Genomic DNA, 19,109 nt, shown 5'->3' with positions numbered 1-19,109 from the left:
ATCACCTTTCCTTGCAACATTGCCTGGAAATGCTCGAAAGGCCGGCATCCTGATGTTTTACCACTGTCTTCGTTACTTGATTGCCTCAAAGCCGAGCGATAACGTTCGAGGAAGTCGTCGCGTGTCCGGGATGCGCCCCGAACATTTTGGTGATGCGTCACATGGCGCTTTGAGGTCTCTGCTTGAACGATAATCAAACCAAACGCGGACCGAGACCAATCCCAACGACCGGTGCTGTTGGCGAGCGGCATCAATGAGTGGAGCCCCGCCGGCTGGAGTAGCCCCTCGCATGAAAGTTGTTTACCAGATTACCCTGTACCATAAAAAGGATCAGTTCCGATGGTTGATGGCCGCGCTGTACAACGACCTTGATTATTTCATGATTCATATCGACAGGAACTCTCCTGAAAGCTATGTTCGCGATATAGTTGAGATTTGCGGAAATCGCCCAAATATCCATTTCCAACGGTCGCTTCCGATCTATTGGGGCGGCTGGAGCATCGTCGAATCACAGTTGCAAGGCTTGCAGGAGGCCGTCGAACTTTGGCCGGACTGGCAATATTTCCTAAACATAAGTGGTCAGGATTACCCACTCCGCCGCCGTGAAGGCATCGTCGAATATCTGACTGGATTGAGCGGCTCGAGCGGAATAGCATGCATGCCGTTGCCGGACCTCGGCATAAGCATCCGTCGTCGCACATGGTTCCAATGCATTGAATTTGGGCATCGAGTCCACCGGATCCCTTTGCCGAGAGCCGATCTTCTTGTCCGCAGGATACACTGGAAAGGATCTGGATGGCACATTCTCTCGCGCAGCTTCAGCGAGTGGGTCGTATCGAGTCCGACCGCGATGAAGTGGCGCAGACGCTGCAGGCGCGTGATGTTCCCGGATGAGTTCTATTTCCAGAACGTCATCATGGACAGCCCTTTCCGATCGTCGCGGTCCAACGACAACGGCAGGTTCGTGCTGTGGGAGCAGGCCTCTTCCCGTCCCACCGTGCTGCGCAGGAGCGATTTCGACCAGATGATGGAAAGCGGAAAGATATTCGCCCGCAAGTTCGACAACGACCAGGACATCCACATCGTCCAGGCCATCGCCGAAAAGGTCGGCCATCCGACGCCCGAGTAATCGAAGGAGACCTTTGGTCCATTGCTTACAGGAAAACTACACCGATATCCCGTAGCGGCGAGGGTCTAGAGAGACCGATATGAAGATCGCATATATCATACTCGCTCATAAGAACCCGCCGCAGATGGCGAGAATGCTGCAGGCCCTCAGCCATGACGGAGCGTCCTTCTTCGTCCACATCGACAGAAAGGTGACGATCGATCCCTTCGTGGCGGCCGTCAGCGACCGGGGATTGAGCGCGTATTTCGTTCCGGACAGGCAGGATGTCCTGTGGGGCGGCTACAGCATGGTCCAGGCGACGGTCGACACCCTGGCCGCGGCGCTGTCGGCGGGTCCGCACGACTACTACATCCTGTTGAGCGGCTCCGATTACCCCATCCGGTCGACCGGCGATCTCCTGGCGGAACTCGGCGAGGCGCGGCACGAGTACATCAACCGGCACCGGATGCCGGCGGACCATGTGGGAAAGCCCATCAGCCGTCTCCAGCATCCCTACCGGGCGACCCGGGATCCGCGGAAGCCGCAGGCCCGGATCATCAACGGCTTCCTGAGGCTGCTCCCCAAGCAGGACTACAAGAAGGTGCTCGGCGAACTGGAGCCGCACGGCGGATCCCAGTGGTGGTGTCTTTCCGAGCCCTGCATCCGGTACATCCTGCAGTTCATCGACAGCCGCCCGGAATTCGTTTCCTTCTTCAGGACGGTGAAGATCCCGGACGAAATCATGTTCCACACCATACTGTCCAGGTCGCCCTTCGAGGACCGGGTCAAGCCGGCCCTGATGTTCACGACCTGGGAACAGAAAGGGATGAGCCCGCGAACCCTGACCGCCGCCCAGATCCCGCAGCTGCGGGAAAGCGGGAAGTTCTTCGCCCGGAAATTCGATCTGGATGCCGATCCCGGCATCTTCGACCTCATCGACAGCCAGCTGAGGCGGTAAGGCTCCCTCCTCAGAACAGTCCCATCCGCTTCACGGCCTCGGGAAGATCGCGCGTATCGAGGATGCGCAGGTCGGACGGGCTGGCATTCTCGATATCGACCGTCCCTCCCCCGGCCTTTCCCAGGTCGACCCGCGTGCCGTTCTTCGTCCGGTACGCCGCCTCGGGGCTCTTCCCGCCGTCTCCCCCGCGGATCCCGCCGTCCCCCGCCACGCCGGAGGCGAGCTTGGCTACGGCGAGGGCGGTCACGCCCGACCGGCCTGCCTGCCGGCCGGCATCGCAGACGGCAAGGATATCGGTTTTTGGGTCGAAGTTGACGATGGTGTCGTGGCTGCCGTCGGCGCAGATGACGAAGGTGTCGGCTCCCGAACCGCCCGACAGGACGTCGTCGCCAGGTCCGGCCACCAGGATATTGTTTCCGGACTTTCCATCCAGCCGGGCACCGCCGGCGGCCGCGATCAGCAGATCGTCCTTGTTGCGCCCGCCGACGGCGTTCTCGAACGTCACGCGGTTCGTTCGCACGTCGGACGGCGGCCCCCAGCGTTCGCCGTCCATGTTCCAGTAGACCGCCGGAATCCACATTCCGTGTCCGTCATAGACATCCGACCTTTTCACCAGCACCTGGTTGTGATGGCTCCTGCCCCCGTGGAAGTTGACGTCCCGGTCGGTGAAATCGATCGAAATGTCGTTGTAGGCATTGGCCGACCAGCTGTGGAAGGTCACGCTGTGCCGCATTCCCCGGTCCGAAAGGTCGCGCAGCCGGCTGGCGAAGACCGTCCCGAGATGGACGGCGTAGCCCTGCCCGCCCTTCTTGTTGTGCGCGCCGTCGGACGAAAGCCGCTCGCCGTCCAGGCCATAGGTCCTGTAGAAGCCGAACGCCCCGCTGGCGGCATCCTGGACATGGATGTTCCTGAGGCGCGGTCCCCTCAGCCCGTCCAGCCGAAGCGCATAGGTATGCATCTTGAAGTCCGGAAGCGTCTCCTTGCCCCAGCTCAGCGGGTCCGCCCGTCCGTAGGCATAGGTGATCGTCATGTCCGAGATGGAAACGCCTGCCAGCAGGTCCAGCCGCTTCGCCGCCGCGGAGCCCGCCGAATAGTCGAACCCCACGGGAAGGCTAAGGCTGATCAGGCTCCCCTCGACCTTCTCCACCACGGCCAGAGTCTCCCTCAAGGGAAACTTGAACATCCACGGCTTGACCGCGTCCCGCCGAAAGCCGATCGCGTCGAAATAGGCATCGTCATTGGGCTGGGACAGGTGGATCGCATCTCCGGGCCGGACCGCTCCGGGCCGGACCGCGTTCTCGCCCCGGATCCGGATGGTGCGGTCCGACGCCTTCGCGTCCGAAGCCAGCTTGAACGCGGGGCCGGCGGTTCCGCCGACGAATTCCAAGGCATTGTCGCCCGATCCCGGCGGGAAACTCCACTCCAGCATGGTCCTGCCGATCCCCGCCCCCTCCAGGGCGATGTCGCCGCGCCTGATCTCGATCTTGGACGAGAATTCATAGCGCCCGGCCTGAAACCGGATCGTCGCCCCGGCCGGGGCGTCCTCGATCATCTCCTGAAGCTCCGGGGCCGATATGCCGAGGGGCACGATCCTGTCGGGAATGCCGGATCGCGACTCCCCGGCCCCGGCATATTCCCCTGTCAAGGCAAGCACCATGGCAATCATTGTGACGAGCTTACAAACAAAGAGAGTAATTCTCGCAACTGCTGTATCGCCGGGCATCATGGATAGGCGCCCCCCGACCCTCATAGCCCTTTTGTCGGAGGCTCTGATCGGGATCGGCAGTTTTGCGGATTCGAACAATGTCAAAGACTAAACTCCCCTCATATCGATGATAAAGTTGAAGCGGAAAAAGGGACAAACTTGAGATGAAAATGGATTTTATCAATTCTTATCTAATAAACTGCTCTAAAATGGACAGATTAGAGTTTGCCATGATGCCATTTTGCTATGGTTTCACCTGAAATAGCCTATAAGATTAGCACCTCTCTGGCGTATCGGTATTAACACCAATCTTTAAATCCCTTGGTCTTCAGCGCGCAAACATATCAAGGAGGTTTCCCGCGTCCATTTTTTGCTTTGCCCTTTGCCGATGGAGATACAATAGTGATGCTGCAGCGCATAACCCAGCTGGATTGCATTCTTTTTAAGGAACGTTGTCGGTGACAAATTTATACCAATCCTATTCTTTAAATTGGACAGTATTGAATCGGCCTCCGCAACCAAGTTTGATGAGTGTTTGCCTGCTGAGAAGCCTCGCGCCATGACAGAGATTCCCGACCAGAAGCCCCGCCACGATCGATGAGTCCACAGATTTTTTCCTTCCCGTTGCTCTCCGGACATGCTGAAGATCCCCCTGCGAACGATCCCGAACCGGAGTCTGCCAAGGCGATGACCTGGCGGGACGAAGCCGGATCGGCAAGCCTCGCGGAGCAGCTTCCCCGTGCGGGCTCGCCGGTGGCGATGCGGTTCCGTTGCGCTTCCCGGAACGATCCGATGACCCGGGTCATCGGATCGCCCACTCCCGTTTCCCAACGTTTTCACGGCACCCGCGATCTCGAACCGATCGTTCAGGGTACCGGCCCGACGGCCATCAGTCTTTGAGGCCGAGGCCGGCCGAACCCACATCGAAAGGACCAGATGCATGTGGACCCCTCGCCCCGCTGCCAACAACGCTACCGACTTCATCTCCATCGAGGGCGGCGCGCGTCTGACCGGGCAAGTCCGCGTTCCCGGCGCCAAGAACGCCACGCTGCCGGCCCTCGTCGCGGCCTGTCTGTCCAGAGAGCCGACCACGCTGACCAACGTGCCGCTCGACCTGGCCGATGTCAGGCTGATGATCACGACCCTCGGCGCCCATGGCGTGCGGATCACCTTCGACGGTCCCAGCACCGTCACCCTGGACGGAAGCGGCTGGCACGGCGGGGCCTTCTCGCCCGAGCTGTCGACGCGGTTCCGCCATGTCCTCCTGCTCATGGGCCTGTCGGCCTTCTACCAGGTCCCCGCCGACCTGACCGGCGTCGGCGGCTGCTCGCTGGGCAGCCGCAAGCATGACCTGCACGCGCAGCTGTTCTCCGATTTCGGGTATTTCGTCTTCGATAACGAGCGGTCGTTCAGCATCTGCGGCGGCCCGAAGGCGGAAACCGTCACGACCTCGTTCCACTATCCGTCGTTCGGTGCCACGCTGAACTTCCTGTTCGCCGCCGCGGGACGGGTCGGGCAGCAGTCGATCCTGCACAACGCCGCCCTGAACCCCGAGGTGATCGACACGATCACGCTCCTGCAGTCCATGGGAGCCGAGATCGCCTGGGACGCCAACCGCACCCTGTCGGTCACCGGACCGCGGAAGCTGCGGGGCGTCTCGCACCAGATCCTGGGCGACCGCGTGTTCGCGGCGACGCTGGCGGCGGCGGTGGCCTGCACCCGCGGCGAGGCCCTGGTCACGGGCGTCGGCGCGGAATACCTGGCCAACGAGTTCGAAGTCTGGCAGGCCGCAGGTCTCCGGGTCCAGCCGACGGCGACCGGATTCGGCGTCGCATGCCCCGACAGGCTGACCGCCCAGGACGTCGCCACCCGGCCCTATCCCGGCTTCCACACCGACATCCAGCCGCTCCACACCGTCATGATGTCCCTCGCCCGGGGCACCTCGCGGGTGACCGAGACCATCCTGGACGACCGTTTCCGGTATTGCCCGGAACTGGTGCGGATGGGCGCCCGCATCGACGTGGTCGACGGGGGATTCACCTGCGTCAACGGACAGGACGGCAAGATCGCCGTGGTCGAGGGCGTGGAACGGCTTCACGCTTCCGACGTTCAGGCTACAGACATCCGGGGAGGTGCCGCGGTCGTCGTGGCGGCCCTGGCGGCCGAGGGCAGGACGTCGATCGGGAACATCTATCAGCTGGACCGCGGCTATGCCGACCTGGCGACCGTGCTGTCGTCCCTCGGGGCCAGGATCCAGCGGGTCAACGCAACCTACTCTCCCGCGTCGTCCGCGGAACAGAATACTCCTCTCAACAAGCGAGGCGCAGCATGCCTGACCCCTTTGCCGGGCTGACTACGCAACGGCCGATCCGCCGCGACGAACCGCTCCACCCCTACACGACATGGAAGGTCGGCGGGACGGCGCGGTGGTTCTGGGAACCCGATGGCGATGCCCTGTCCGACGTCCTGCGGCGGTGCCGGGAAACCGGCATTCCCGTCCGCGTGCTCGGCCGCGGCTCCAACGTCCTGATCGACAGCCGCGGCTTCGACGGCCTGGTGATCTGCCTGCGCAACAGCTTCACCGACATCGAGGTCGAGGGATCGACGGTGCGTGCCGGCGCCGGCGTGCAGCTTCCCAAGCTGGCTCGGACCGCATCCCGTGCCGGGATCGCCGGCTTCGGGTTCCTGGTCGGCATCCCTGGCTCGGTCGGCGGCGGGACCGCCATGAACGCGGGCCTGACCGCCAAGGGGCGCCGGGAGATCTCGACGGTCCTCGAGGCCGCCACGGTCGTCGACCTCGCCTCGGGCGAAACCGCCACCGTCCCCGCAAGCGAACTCGGCCTCGACTACCGGCAGAGCAAACTGGCGGAGAAGCGATGGATGGTCACGGAAGCCGTCTTCCGCGGCCCTTCGATGGGGGACCCGAAGGAACTCATGTCGGAGATCCGGTCCCACATGGCGGACCGGCATGCCAAGCAGCCGCTGGACCGCCGCACCGCCGGAAGCACCTTCAAGCAGCCGGCGGGCGGCGCCGCGGCCGGCTGGTACATCGAGAATGCCGGCCTGAAGGGCTGCAGCATCGGCAGCGCCATGATCAGCCACAAGCATGCGAACTGGATCGAGAACACGGGTGCGGCCACGTCCGACGACATCCGGAACCTGGTCGAACACATCCAGGAATCCGTCGCATCGCGCTTCGGCGTCGCTCTGGACCCCGAAGTCACTTTCCTGATCTGAGAACACGCAATGCGGCTCAAACCCCTCGGCCAGGCGGCTGTGCTGTTCTCGTCGCGCCTGCTTGTCCGTTTCACCGCCCTGCTGACCCTGCTCGTCGTGGCGCGGGCGCTGGACTCCCACGAGTTCGGCTTCTACGCCTATTCGGCGCTGGTAGCCCTTTTCCTGTCCTCGGTCGGGCATCTGGGAATGCGCCAGGCCGGAGCCAGGAGCCTGGGCCAGCAGGCGGCGAGCCGTGCGCAGATCGAGCAGGCCAGCCTGATCAGCTGGGTGCTCAGTTCGCTGGCGTCCCTGGCCATCGCGACCCTGCTCCTGTGGCCCTACGAGGATATCTCGCCCGTTGCCAAGGGGCTGGCGGTCGCCATGCTCCTGCCGATGCTGTTCGTCAACATCTACCAGGGAATGAACCTGGGCGAGGGCAAGGTCGAGCAGCTCGCCTGGGCCGACCTGATCGGGCGGATCATCCCGCTGGCGTTTCTCGCCCCCATGGCGCTCCTGGACGACGTGACCCTGGAGTTCGCGCTGGGAGCGACGTTCGGAGGTCAGCTGGTAGCCGCCGTCTATGTCGGATGGACGCTGCGCCTCGGCGCCGCCGGCCGGGCTCCCCTGGAGCTGGCGGGGTTCTGGCGCCTCCAGCGGACGGGGATGAAATACATCCTCCCCTACTCCCTCTACATGGGCAACGGCCTCCTGGTCGCCCATCTGGTCAACACGCTTTCCTCGCTGGCCGACGCCGGGCGCTATTTCGGCGTGTCCAAGCTGTGCGAGATCTTCTCGGAGATCGCGGTCGCGGTGGGCACGACCCTGTTCTCGCAAGGTGTCAGGGAGTCGGGTCGCGCCGAGGATCTCGCCTCGGCCCTGGGCATGATCCGGTTCTCCGTCTTCCTGTTCATCTGCATATCGGTGGTCCTAGCGGTCGGGGCGCATCCGGTCGTCTATCTGATGCTCGGAAGCGACTTCCTGCCCGCCGTCGGCGCCCTGCGGATCCTGATGATCGGCGCGCCGTTCGGGGCGCTGGCGCGCATGCTGCAGATGTACCTGGCGTCCCAGGGCCAGCCCCTCGCCGGCACCGCGGTGCTCGGGCCTTCCATCGTCATCCAGGGCCTCCTGTGCTGGCTGCTGATCCCGGAATACGGGCTGATCGGCGCGGCGGCAGCCACCGTCATCGTCCAGGCCGCCGGGGCCGTCGGGATCCTGATCCTGTTCTGCCGAAGGTTCAAGACGTCCCCGATCGATGTTCTGCTGATTCGCCCCCGGGAATTGTGGAGCATCCTTCGCAACCTGTCCCTGAAGATCGTGCGCCGCCAAAGGAAGTTCCATGTCGCCTGAACGAAACCAAAACTCCGTGCGCCCGTCCGCGCCCCTGGTTTCCCCCCTGGTTTCCGTGGTTACCGGCTACTACAACCGCGGCCCCCTGGTACGGCGGACCATCGATTCGATCCTCGGCCAGAGCTTCGCGAACTTCGAGCTGATCGCGTTCGACGACTGTTCGAAGGACGATACCGGAGAGCAGCTGGACGCCTATGACGATCCCCGCCTGACCGTGATCCACCACGAGCGGAACACCGGCTTCACCAAGGGAATCATGAACGCGATCGCCCGGTCCCGGGGACGCTACGTCGCGGTCCAGGGCTCGGGCGACGCGTCGGCTCCCGACCGGCTGGCCCGGCAGGTCGAGATGTTCGAGCGGAACCCCGACGTGGTCGCGGTCGGCTGCCATTACCGCAACATCGTGGAAGGCAGCGGAATGGTCCGGGTGCGGACCCCGTCCGCCGACGGCCTGACGCTCGACAAGCTCCGGAAGAGCAATATCTTCTCGCACGGAGAGGTGATGTTCCGCCGGGACGCCTACGAACGGGCCGGCGGCTACCGGAGCGAGTTCACCTTCTCCCAGGACTACGACCTGTGGCTCAGGCTGATCGGGCAAGGCAGGTTCGCGGTCGTGCCCGAGGTGCTGTACGACCGTTTCGTCCAGTTCGACGGCGTCTCTTTCGAGCCCGCGAAACTGAGCAGGCAGGTCCGCTTCACCCAGTTCGCGGTCCAGCTCTCGCACCTGAGCCCGGCCCTCCAGGAGGAGCGGCTGGCCGAGCTGCGGGCGCGCGGCATCGACAGCATCGTGGCGCTCCGCGAACAGTCGATCCAGGCCCAGATCTTCAAGGCCGCGTCCAAGCTGATGCTCTTCGGAAACGCCGCGCAGGCCCACCAGCTCGCCGCCAAGCACCTGTCCTCGCGGCGCTTCAGGGCAGCCTACCTAATCCTGAGTAGCCTTGCCGGAAAGCCGATGGACCGGGTCACGCGCCCGCTTCTTGATCGTATACTGACGATCGAGCGCCGAGCACCCAAGGCAATTCCATGAGTCGTTTCCTTCTGTTTCTGGCGTTCGTCGCCTTCACCCTGACGGAGGTGCAGTCGCCGCGCTTCGGCGACGAGGAGCGCCGCCTGTTCGCCCCCTTCGTGCCGCTGATCCTCGGCGGCGCGGTGCTCCTGCTGAGCCCGCGCCTGATGCGGATGCCCCACGCCGTGGTGGCGTCGCCTCCGGTGGTCTGGCTGATGGCATATCTGGGATGGGTGGCCGCGACGACGGTCTGGTCCGGCAATGTCGCGGAATCAGCTTTCGCGCTGACCATCCTCGTCCTGGCGCTGCTGGTCGGCATCGGCCTGTCGGGCCTGCCCACCGACCTGTCGATGCGCGCCTTCGTCGCCTCGGCCGTCGTGGTCAGCCTGATGGGCTGGCTGGCGCTGGGCGCCGGACAGAACGCCATGCTGTCGGACAACCCCTTCATCTGGCGGTTCAAGAGCATCCTGACCCACGAGCAGCGTCTGGCGCTCGTGACCGGGCTGGCGGCGACCTTCGTCATGATGTGGCTGACCGACCGCGGGCACGGCCTGAGCCGGCGCGTCCTGATCCTGTGCAGCGTGCTCGCCGTCTGCCTGATCTCCCTGGCCGCGACGCAGGCCCGGTTCTTCACGGCGGTGTCCATGCTCATGATCCTGGGGGTGATGATCTACCGCCTCCGCCGTGACATGGGCAGCACGTTCCTGCTGCTGACCCTCAGCGGGGTCGCGGGAGCCTGCCTGATGATCATCGCCGCGACCCTGCTGTCCCGGGGCGATGCCGACGGCACCCTGACCAACCGGATCCCGATCTGGCTGATGACGCTCGACGCCATCCGCGATGAACCGATCGTCGGCCACGGGCTGGCGACTTTCCGTTTCGGCGCCGTCGACAAGTGGAACTGGGTTCCCGCCCACGCCCACAACATGTGGCTCAACGCGGCGTTCGAGAATGGCTGGCCGGCGGCCCTGCTGCTCACCGCCTTCTTCATCTCCACCATCAGGAGCGGCATTGCCTATACCCGCGCTTTCGGCGTGCTGTCTCCTGCGCTGGTGACCTCGGTCTACTGCATGATCACCGGCATGATGGGAATCACCGCGGGCAGCAACAAGCTCAGCCCGATCTACGGCCTGATAATCCTGCTGGTCTGCCAGGAAGCGCGGGAAATGTCGCTGCTCCGCCGCATCGTGCCGAGCCGGCAGTCCGGCGCCGCCCAAGGCTACCCTGCCTCCGTCGTGACTACGCGAGAGGCAATCCGATCGTAGGATCGTGAACCTTCCGGAAGGACGCCGATATCCGGATAGCCCTTATCGTACGGCTATTCGGCCAAGTCGCGCCTTTGCAGATGCAAAGAATCGATGCTAAGGCTAGCGTCTTGGGACACCGGGCGAGAGTACACGTCATTTGATGTGAAATAGTACGTTGAGGAACATGCAGAGTTACATGATAGCCGGTCAGGAACAAGATCAACATGTATTGCGATCTTCTTCTCTCGTATTTGTGGTGACCGACCCGAGAGGTTGCGCTGGAGGAACTTGCCATGGCACGTAACCAACTTTCCGCCCCATCCAGGGAGTTGCCTCCAACGCGGGAGGGCGGCTCCGTCGTCCTCCAGATTCGTCCACCCGAGGAAGACCGGATCATCGACCTGTCGAGGTTCTTCTCGCTGCTGTACCGGGAGCGCTGGCTGATCCTCGCCGTGACGCTGCTGACGGCCGCCTTGGCGGGCACGGTCCTGACCCAGATGGCCCCCCAGTACCAGTCGTCCGTCCTTCTCAAGGCGGAGAGCGGTGCGGCCAAGGGGAGCGGCCTGGAGGCGCTGCTGCCGGCGATTTCCGGGGAGGACGCCGGTCTGCGCTCCGAGATCGACGTGATGAGGTCCCGCACGATCGTCGGACGGGTGGTCGACCGGCTGGGCCTGGTCGAGGATCCTGAGTTCAATCCGGTGCTGAACGATCCCAACCAGGGCACGCTCTCCCGGCTCTGGGACAAGGCCTACTCCACGGTCGTCGGCTTCATCCGCGGCGGCGGCCCGCCCCCGACCGAGGAGGGCATCCGCTACATGACCGTGGACTCCACGGTGAGGAACCTGAGCGTTTCCAACGATGCCGGATCGCTGTCGATCCTTGTCGGCTTCCATTCCTCCGATCCGACCAAGTCGGCGCGCATCGCGAACACCCTGGTCGAGGAGTATCTGGCCTACCGGAGCGCCGAAAAGCTGAACATGGCCCGCTCGGCCACCGGGTGGCTCGGCGAGTCGATCAACCAGCTGCGGGAGCAGGTCCGCGCCGCGGAGCAGGAGGTCCAGGCTTTCCGCGCCGAAAACAACATGGTGGATACGGAAAGCGGCCCCGTCCTCGTCCAGCGCATGTCGGAGATGAACGCCCAGCTGGTCCAGCTCCGGGCCGAGCGGCAGACCGCCGAAGCCAAGCTGCAATCGGCACGGGACGCCATGAACGACGGCGGCGCCGTGGCGGAGATGCTCGACTCGCCGGTGATCCAGCGGCTGCGGGAGCAGGAAGGCGAGCTGTCGCGGCAGCTCACCGAACAGTCCCAGCTGGGCCGGCGCCATCCCGTGATCATCGAGCTTCGGTCCAGGCTGGCGGCCGTGCGGAACGACATCCAGGCGGAGATGCGCCGGATCGTTTCCGGCCTGGCCTCCAACGTGGTCGCCTTCAAGGCGCGCGAGATCAGCCTGGAGCGGGCCTACAACACCCTGTCCGAGGAGATCGGCGGCCAGGGCCAGGCCCGCGCCCAGCTGGACCAGCTCCAGAGCGAGGCCCGGGCGCTCAGGGCGACCTTCGAGGAAACGCTCGCGCAGTACAAGGCGATCGACAACCCGGAACGCCTGTCGGCACCCGACCTGTCGGTCGTGTCCGCGGCCGCGGCGCCGATCTTCCCCGCCTTCCCGCAGAAGATCCCGATGCTGGCGGGCGCCGCCATCCTGGGCGTCCTGCTGGGGGCCGTCGCCGCCGTCCTGCGCGACCTGCTCGACCGCAGCATGCGCAGCCTGGAGAGCGTCGAGGCGTCCCTGAACGTACCCGTCCTCGGCCTGGTCCCCCGGCTGAGCCGCTCCCGGGCCAAGAACCCGGGCGCCTATCTCCGCGACCGGCCCGGATCGACCTTCGCGCAGGGAATGCGCGACATCGCCCACGCCACCCAGGCGGGGACCGCGACGACCGGCCGGAACGTGATCCTGGTGACGTCGACGGCGCCGGACGAGGGCAAGACCACCTTCTGCGAGGCCTTCGCCGTGCAGATGGCCCGGATGGGCCGCAAGGTCCTGATCATCGACGGCGACCTGCGCCGGCGGGCGACCAGCCGGCGCCAGCGGGAAGGCGGCGTCGACCTCAGCGCTATGCTTCAGCGGGGCCTGCCCTACGAGTCCGTTCCCCGGCACGACCCGCGGCTTGGCGTGGACGTGGCTCCGTCCTTCTCGGCCACGCCCGAGCCGGACTTCCTGCTGAACTCCGAGCGGATGCAGCAGTTCGTCACCATGGCGTCCCACGACTACGACCTGGTGATCATCGACAGCCCGCCGATCGGGGCGGTCCATGACGCCGCGATCCTGGCGTCGATGGCGGCCCAGTGCATCTACCTGGTCCAGTGGGGCAAGACGCCGAAGTCGGCGGCCCTGGCCGGCCTGCGCAAGCTTCGCCGGTTCGCCGACGACATCCATGTGACCGCGGTGCTGAGTCAGGTCCACATGCGCCGCTACGCCAGCTACGACAAGGGGATCTACAGCCCCTACGGCGCCAAGTACGAAAGCTACTTCCGGAACTGACCCCCGGAACGGCCCCTCGGAAAGGCACGAACAGGAAGGAGCCGCCCGGCACGACCGCCGGGCGGCTCCTTCCGTTTCGGCGACCGGCTCAGAGAAGGAAGAACGACTTCTCGATCGACGTGGGGCCGGTGACCTGGAGTTCGAAGTCGGACACCCCGTCCCCGTTTACGTCGCCCTGGGCGATCCGGAAATCATTGGCCTCGTACCACCGGAGCTGGCCGGCCACCTTGCCGAAGGCGGCCTCGCCGATGAAGGTGAAGGCCTGGTCGCCCTGGAGCGTGGCGTTGGCGTCGATCGCCTTCAGGTCGATGATGTCGACCCCGGGTTGGAAATCCAGGATGTTGTCCCGCTGTCCCCATCCCGGCCCGCTGTCGGCGATGGAGTCGAAGACGAAGCGGTCGGCCCCCGCTCCGCCGGACAGCCGGTCGCGGCCGGCACCGCCGATCAGGACGTCGTTCCCCGCCCCGCCGTCCAGGCCGTCGTTGCCGGCGCCGCCTTCGAGCCGGTCGTTTCCGGCCCAGCCCTGCAGCCAGTCGCCGCCGCCGCCGCCCCGCAGCAGGTTCGCCCCGCCGTTCCCCTGGATCTTGTTGTTGAGGCCGTTGCCGGTGCCGTCCAGGTTGGCGGTGCCTCCCAGGACGAGGTTCTCGACCTCGTTCGCCAGGACCAGCGAGACGGAGGATTGCACCGTGTCGGTGCCGCCGCCGGCATACTCGACGATCTGGTCGCCCGCATCGTCCACGAAGTAGGTATCGTCGCCCGACCCGCCGATCATGTGGTCCGCGCCCGATCCGCCGTCGAGGCGGTCGTTGCCGGCGCCGCCTTCCAGCAGGTCGTGGCCCTCGCCGCCGTTGAGCAGGTCGTTCCCGTCGCCGCCGTCCAGCCAGTCGTCGCCCGCGTTTCCGTGGAGCGTGTCGTTGCTCCCCATGCCCCTCAGGATATTGTCCGCGGCGTTGCCCCGGATCACGTTGGCGGAGGCGTTGCCGGTTCCGGACAGGCTGGAGTCTCCCTCAAGCGTCAGGTTCTCGACCTCGGCGGAAAGGGTGTAGGACACCGTCGACCTGGCCGTGTCGGTCCCCTCCCCGGCGCGCTCGATCAGGATGTCGGTCGCGTCGTTGACGATGTAGGTGTCGTTCCCCGTGCCGCCGACCATGCTGTCGGCACCGGCGCCGCCCTCCAGCCAGTCGTTCCCGGCGCCGCCGTAGAGGGTGTCGTTTCCATCGCCTCCCTTCAGGGTATCGTTGGCGTCGCCGCCGTCCAGCATGTCGGCGCCGTCGCCGCCGTAGAGATAGTCCTTTCCGGCACCGCCGTGGAGCCGGTCGTCGCCGCCCAGCCCGTGGAGCGTATCGGCCCCGGCGCCGCCCCTCATGACGTTGGCAGACCCGTTGCCCCGCCCGGTCAGCGTCGCGTACCCGGTGAAGGTGAGGTTCTCGATATGGGCTCCCAAGGTCCAGGAAATCGAGGAATAGACGATGTCGATGCCCTCGCCCGCGTTCTCCTCGACCTTGTCGCCGGCATTGTCCACATGGAAGGTGTCGTCGCCGGCACCGCCCAGCATCCTGTCGGCGCCGGTCCCGCCGTCCAGGATATCGTTGCCGGCCCCGCCGGAGAGCCAGTCGTCGCCGCCGCTTCCCCGCAGCACGTCGTTTCCGGCATTGCCGGCCAGAAAATTGACGGCCCAGTTTCCGATCAGGGTATCGTCGAAGGCCGATCCCGCCACGGCTTCGATGGAGGTCAGCGTATCCGTCCCGTCGGCCCCCGTCGCCGTTCCGGCATTGAGATCGACCGCCACGGCGCCCGGGGCGTCCGAATAATCGACGGTATCGAAGCCGGTTCCGCCGTCCAGGACGTCGTTGCCCTGCCCGCCTTCGAGCCAGTCGTCGCCGCCATCGCCGCGCAGCGTGTCCCGGCCCGTCCCGCCGACCAGGCGATCGGCCCCGTTTCCGCCGGACAGGCTGTCGTCGCCGGCGCCGCCCGACAGCACGTTGTCGCCGGAACTGCCGACGATCCGGTCGGCATGGGCGGACCCCTTGACGTTCTCGATCCCGCCGAACCGGTCGTTGCCGCCCCCGCCGCTCGACTTGCCGAGCGCCAAGTCGACCACGACCGCCGATGCGGTCCAGCCATAGTCGAGGGTGTCGGTTCCGGTGCCGCCCTGGAAGACGTCGTCGGCGCCCGTGCCGCGGAAGGCGCCGGAAGCCGTGAGACCGCTCGCCTCGTAGCCGATCCCGACCTCGTCGGCCGACACGAAGCCCGCGGTCCCGACCGTCATGGACCCGGAATAGGGCAGCTTGGGAAACTCGATCGTGTCGCCGCTGCGGACCGCGCCGCCGAGGCCGACCGGGGGATAGACGGAGTTGTACTCGGCGCGCTGGCCCGGCTGCTCGGTAACGTACACGTTCTTGAGGGAGACGGGATAGAGCGGGTCACCGGGCTGGGAAAAGTAATACAACCAGGACTTCGCGTCGCCGCCCGGCAGCTTCCTGATCTCCACGTTCTCCAGCTCGACCGACTTGATCGGATCCCTGGGCTGAAGGAAGAGGCCCTGGTACGTCGTGGACGCCGAGACATTGTAGAACTTGACGTCGCCGATCGGCCCCTGGGGCTGGAAGACGTCGCCGTGGACACCGTAGTAGCTGCCCTTGACGTTCTCGATCAGCGAGTTCTGCAGGGTGAAATTGGCCTGCTTGCCCGCCGCGCTGTAGACGGAGATGGCGTCCTTCTCACCGGCATAGCGGTGGTCGATATGGACGCCCTCCACATAGACCGACCCGGAAACATGGGTGAAGTTCAGGGTGGCGACCGGCGTCGAGTGATCGTTCGGCTCGAATTTGCCGCCGATCACGACGATGTTGTTTCCACCTTTCGTCTGAAGGCGATCAAGCGTTCTGACTTCATCCGACGCTATGAAAAGGACGTCTTCATCACTGGAGAACTCCCAGGAGGTTCTCGTTCCGGTCTTGCTCAAATCTATGACCGTGTGATTCAACTTAAGGATTGGGGCAGACCAAAGAACGGGAGCGCTGGACATGGAGGCACCTCAAAAGTAGACCTCCACAAGATACCCGTGACGAGTTAATTACATCTTTAGGACAAATTTGACAATGCTTCGACTTTACGTGAATATTCTTCGTAGAACATGGAAGATAATAGTTCTATTAAGCGTTGTTCTGCCCATTTCAACGAAGATGCTTCTGGAGCCAACCGAAAGTTCATCGAATTCCGTTCCAAATTAACGTCTGCTTGAAGGCCGGCGGGCCGTCACGCCTCCTCGTCCGAACCGCCGCGGCGCGGCGGTTTCCCGTACCGGCGCAGGCTCTTGTCCAGGTCGCCTTCCGTCCTCTCCAGTTCCGACATGACATGGACGCGCTCGCGCATGGCCTGCCGCAGCCGCCCGATCAGATCCTGCAATTTGCTCAGCATGATTCCGCCGTACCGTGGTTTCCTTGATCCTGCCAACCGTCGACCAACCCGTTCGCCGTGCCTGACATGGAAAATTCATGCGGCCGATCGACACGCCGCTCCCACCTGATCCCCATCGGAGCGGAGCCGGACCGGGCCGGGCCGGGCCGGGAAGAAGGAAACCACCATGGATGTCCCGATCGTCATCGGTCACCGGGGAGCGAGCGGTTCCCGTCCCGAGCACACGCTGGAGGCTTACCGCCTCGCCGTCGACCAGGGCGCCGACTTCGTCGAGGCCGACCTGGTGGCGACGCGGGACGGCGTCCTGATCGCCCGGCATGAGAATCTGCTGGCGCAGGCCCGCCTCGATGCGGACGGCAACATCCTGTTCGGCGCCGATGGCCGCCCTGTCGTCGCCCAGCAGACCACCGACGTCGCCGATTTCGACGGCGATGGCGACGGGAAACCCGATTTCGCCGCCCGACTCACCGCCAAGGTGCTGGACGGCGATCCGGTCGCCGGCTGGTTCAGCGAGGATTTCACCCTTGCCGAGATCAAGCAGCTGGGCGCCCGCGAGCGCATCCCCGCCATCCGGCCGGACAACGCGGCCTTCGACGGCCGGTTCGAGATCCCGACGCTGGAGGAGATCGTCCAACTCGTCAAGCAGGTGGAGGCGGAAACCGGCCGCAAGGTCGGGATCTATGCCGAGACCAAGCACCCCACCTACCACGCCCTGGAAGGCACTCGCCAGAACGAGGACCGGGACGGCGACGGCATCCTGGACCCCAAGGAGGACGCCAACCGCAACGGAAAGCTCGATATGGTGGACGGCGGCTCCCCCATCGGGACCGACCTGGGCCAGTCCCTCGTCCGGACCCTGGCCGAGCAGGGTTTCACCGATCCGTCCCGGGTCTTCATCCAGAGCTTCGAAGTCGCCAACCTGATCGACTTGCAGGACAGGATCATGCCGGCCGCCGGCATCGACCTGCCGCTGGTCCAGCTGCTCGGCGGCCTCGGCGGGTCCGGCGGCTTCTCCGCGCCCTACGACATCGCCTTCAACACCGACCCGGACAACGCGGCACGCGGCGCCGGCATGTCGGCCTACGACGGCTTCCCCATCGCGATCGACCGGCAGACCGGCTACGGCGACCTCGTGGCGCCCGGGGTCCTGAAGCACATCGCCGGCCGGTATGCCGAAGGCATCGGCCCCTGGATCGACAGCATCCTCCTGCGGGAGCGACTCGACCGGCCGGTGGATGGGGACGGCGACGGCGCCGCCCGGATCACCTCCCGCCTGACCGGGGAAATCCGGCCGCTGATCCGGGATGCCCACGAGGCCGGCCTGCTGGTCCATCCCTATACCCTGCGCGCGGAGGAGAATTTCCTGCCGCTGGAGCGGGACGGCACGGCGCTGACGCTGCCCGAACAGGTCAGGCTGCTGACCGAACTCGGTGCCGACGGCTTCTTCACCGACCACCCCGGCGTCGCGGCCCGGGCACTCCATGGCGAAACCGGACTCCAGTTCCTGGGCATCGCGACCCTGCCCGCCGGCTTCAGGGTCGAAGGGACGGAGGTCGGCGGCCTGTCGGGCCTCGCCCGGGACCCGGCGACCGGAGCGTTCCACGCCATCTCCGACAGCCGCGGCGGCGAGACCGGCGCACCGCGCTTCCATACCCTCGCCCTGGATCTCTCGGACGGGCGCCTGGGCGATGGCGACGTCGCCGTCATGGCGGCCGTCACGCTGACCACCCCGGACGGGCTGCCCTTCCCGGACGACGCGGCGGACCCCGAGGGCATCGCCCTGAGCGCCGGAGGAACGCTGTTCATCGCCTCGGAAGGCGACGCCGCCAACCGGGTGCCGCCCTTCGTGGTGGAGTTCGGCCTGGGCGGCCGGCAGCTCCGGTCGCTGGAAGTGCCGCCGAAGTTCCTGCCCGACGGGGACGGCGCCCAGGGTGTCCGGAACAACCTCGCCTTCGAGAGCCTGACCCTGACGCCCGACAACCGGACCCTCTACTCCGCCACGGAGAACGCCCTGTCCCAGGACGGTCCGGAAGCGAGCCTCGACAGCGGAAGCCCGGCGCGGATCCTCGCTTTCGATACCGCGAGCGGCCGGGTCAAGGCGGAGTACCTCTACCCCACCGAGGCGATCGCCGCCCCGCCGAAGACCGACGGCGGATTGGCCCTCAGCGGCCTGGTCGAACTGCTCGCCCTCGACGACCAGGGCACGCTCCTGGCGCTGGAACGGTCCTTCGGCACGGGAGCCGGCCATGCGATCAAGCTGTTCGAGGTGCGAATCGGCGATGCCGACGATATCTCCGGCATCCACGGCCTCGCCGGCCGGCCGGCTCCCGTACCGGTGACCAAGGAGCTGCTGCTGGACCTGTCCAAGCTCGACGTGCCGCTCGGCAACGTCGAAGGGCTGGCGCTCGGGCCGGTTCTGCCGGACGGCCGCCAGAGCCTGATCCTGGTCAGCGACAACAATTTCAGCAAGACCCGGACCACCCAGTTCCTGGGCTTCGCCCTCGACATTCCCGGCGGAGCGGCGCCCGTGGGTGCCGGCTCCCCGGAATAGCGGCACGGCGGATC

13 protein-coding genes are annotated in these 19,109 nt (G+C 65.4%); 10 read left to right on the top strand and 3 right to left on the bottom strand.

Going from position 1 to position 19,109, the window contains the following annotated elements:
• Positions 1 to 289: 289 nt before the first annotated feature.
• On the top strand, positions 290 to 1,129 hold the full coding sequence (locus JL100_RS06720; RefSeq protein ID WP_202679964.1) for a beta-1,6-N-acetylglucosaminyltransferase: 840 nt from the start codon (positions 290 to 292) through the stop codon (positions 1,127 to 1,129).
• A gap of 124 nt (positions 1,130 to 1,253) precedes the next feature.
• Positions 1,254 to 2,066, top strand: coding sequence for a beta-1,6-N-acetylglucosaminyltransferase (locus JL100_RS06715; RefSeq protein WP_202679963.1), 813 nt, complete (start codon positions 1,254 to 1,256; stop codon positions 2,064 to 2,066).
• A 10-nt stretch (positions 2,067 to 2,076) separates the two neighbouring features.
• Here the strand turns inward: JL100_RS06715 and JL100_RS06710 are convergent, their stop codons facing one another.
• Positions 2,077 to 3,711: a calcium-binding protein gene (locus JL100_RS06710; protein ID WP_202679962.1), complete on the bottom strand. Its 1,635-nt coding sequence runs from the start codon at positions 3,709 to 3,711 to the stop codon at positions 2,077 to 2,079.
• Positions 3,712 to 4,368: 657 nt separating this feature from the next.
• Here JL100_RS06710 and JL100_RS06705 point away from each other — a divergent pair.
• The 7 genes from JL100_RS06705 to JL100_RS06675 all read left to right on the top strand — a co-directional run bounded on the left by JL100_RS06705 (position 4,369) and on the right by JL100_RS06675 (position 13,124).
• Positions 4,369 to 4,671, top strand: a complete 303-nt coding sequence (locus tag JL100_RS06705; protein WP_202679961.1) for a hypothetical protein — start codon at positions 4,369 to 4,371, stop codon at positions 4,669 to 4,671.
• A gap of 40 nt (positions 4,672 to 4,711) precedes the next feature.
• Complete coding sequence (locus JL100_RS06700; protein ID WP_202679960.1) at positions 4,712 to 6,124, top strand: UDP-N-acetylglucosamine 1-carboxyvinyltransferase; 1,413 nt, start codon at positions 4,712 to 4,714, stop codon at positions 6,122 to 6,124.
• A complete protein-coding gene (murB, locus tag JL100_RS06695; protein ID WP_202679959.1) occupies positions 6,100 to 7,008 on the top strand; it encodes a UDP-N-acetylmuramate dehydrogenase in 909 nt (302 codons plus the stop codon). The genes JL100_RS06700 and murB overlap by 25 nt, the downstream gene beginning before the upstream one ends.
• 9 nt (positions 7,009 to 7,017) lie before the next feature.
• Positions 7,018 to 8,334, top strand: a complete 1,317-nt coding sequence (locus JL100_RS06690) for an MATE family efflux transporter (RefSeq protein WP_202679958.1) — start codon at positions 7,018 to 7,020, stop codon at positions 8,332 to 8,334.
• Between the two features lie 16 nt (positions 8,335 to 8,350).
• Complete coding sequence (locus JL100_RS06685) at positions 8,351 to 9,361, top strand: glycosyltransferase family 2 protein (RefSeq protein WP_202679957.1); 1,011 nt, start codon at positions 8,351 to 8,353, stop codon at positions 9,359 to 9,361.
• Positions 9,358 to 10,605, top strand: a complete 1,248-nt coding sequence (locus tag JL100_RS06680) for an O-antigen ligase family protein (protein WP_202679956.1) — start codon at positions 9,358 to 9,360, stop codon at positions 10,603 to 10,605. The genes JL100_RS06685 and JL100_RS06680 overlap by 4 nt, the downstream gene beginning before the upstream one ends.
• A gap of 275 nt (positions 10,606 to 10,880) precedes the next feature.
• Positions 10,881 to 13,124, top strand: coding sequence for a GumC family protein (locus JL100_RS06675; RefSeq protein ID WP_202679955.1), 2,244 nt, complete (start codon positions 10,881 to 10,883; stop codon positions 13,122 to 13,124).
• An 88-nt stretch (positions 13,125 to 13,212) separates the two neighbouring features.
• On the opposite strand, the gene JL100_RS36480 is transcribed toward JL100_RS06675, so the two are convergent.
• Positions 13,213 to 15,966, bottom strand: coding sequence for a calcium-binding protein (locus JL100_RS36480; RefSeq protein ID WP_202679954.1), 2,754 nt, complete (start codon positions 15,964 to 15,966; stop codon positions 13,213 to 13,215).
• 416 nt (positions 15,967 to 16,382) lie between these two features.
• Positions 16,383 to 16,544 carry a hypothetical protein gene (locus tag JL100_RS06660; RefSeq protein ID WP_202679953.1) on the bottom strand — a complete coding sequence of 54 codons (162 nt, stop codon included), beginning with the start codon at positions 16,542 to 16,544 and terminating at the stop codon, positions 16,383 to 16,385.
• Between the two features lie 166 nt (positions 16,545 to 16,710).
• On the opposite strand from JL100_RS06660, the gene JL100_RS06655 reads away from it, so the two are divergent.
• Positions 16,711 to 19,095, top strand: coding sequence for an esterase-like activity of phytase family protein (locus tag JL100_RS06655; protein ID WP_202679952.1), 2,385 nt, complete (start codon positions 16,711 to 16,713; stop codon positions 19,093 to 19,095).
• The last annotated feature ends 14 nt before the right edge of the window (positions 19,096 to 19,109 follow it).

The organism is Skermanella mucosa, assembly GCF_016765655.2.
GTDB classification, from domain to species: domain Bacteria; phylum Pseudomonadota; class Alphaproteobacteria; order Azospirillales; family Azospirillaceae; genus Skermanella; species Skermanella mucosa.
Note: the sequence above shows the minus strand (reverse complement) of the source record. Positions and strands in the feature narration are given on the sequence as shown.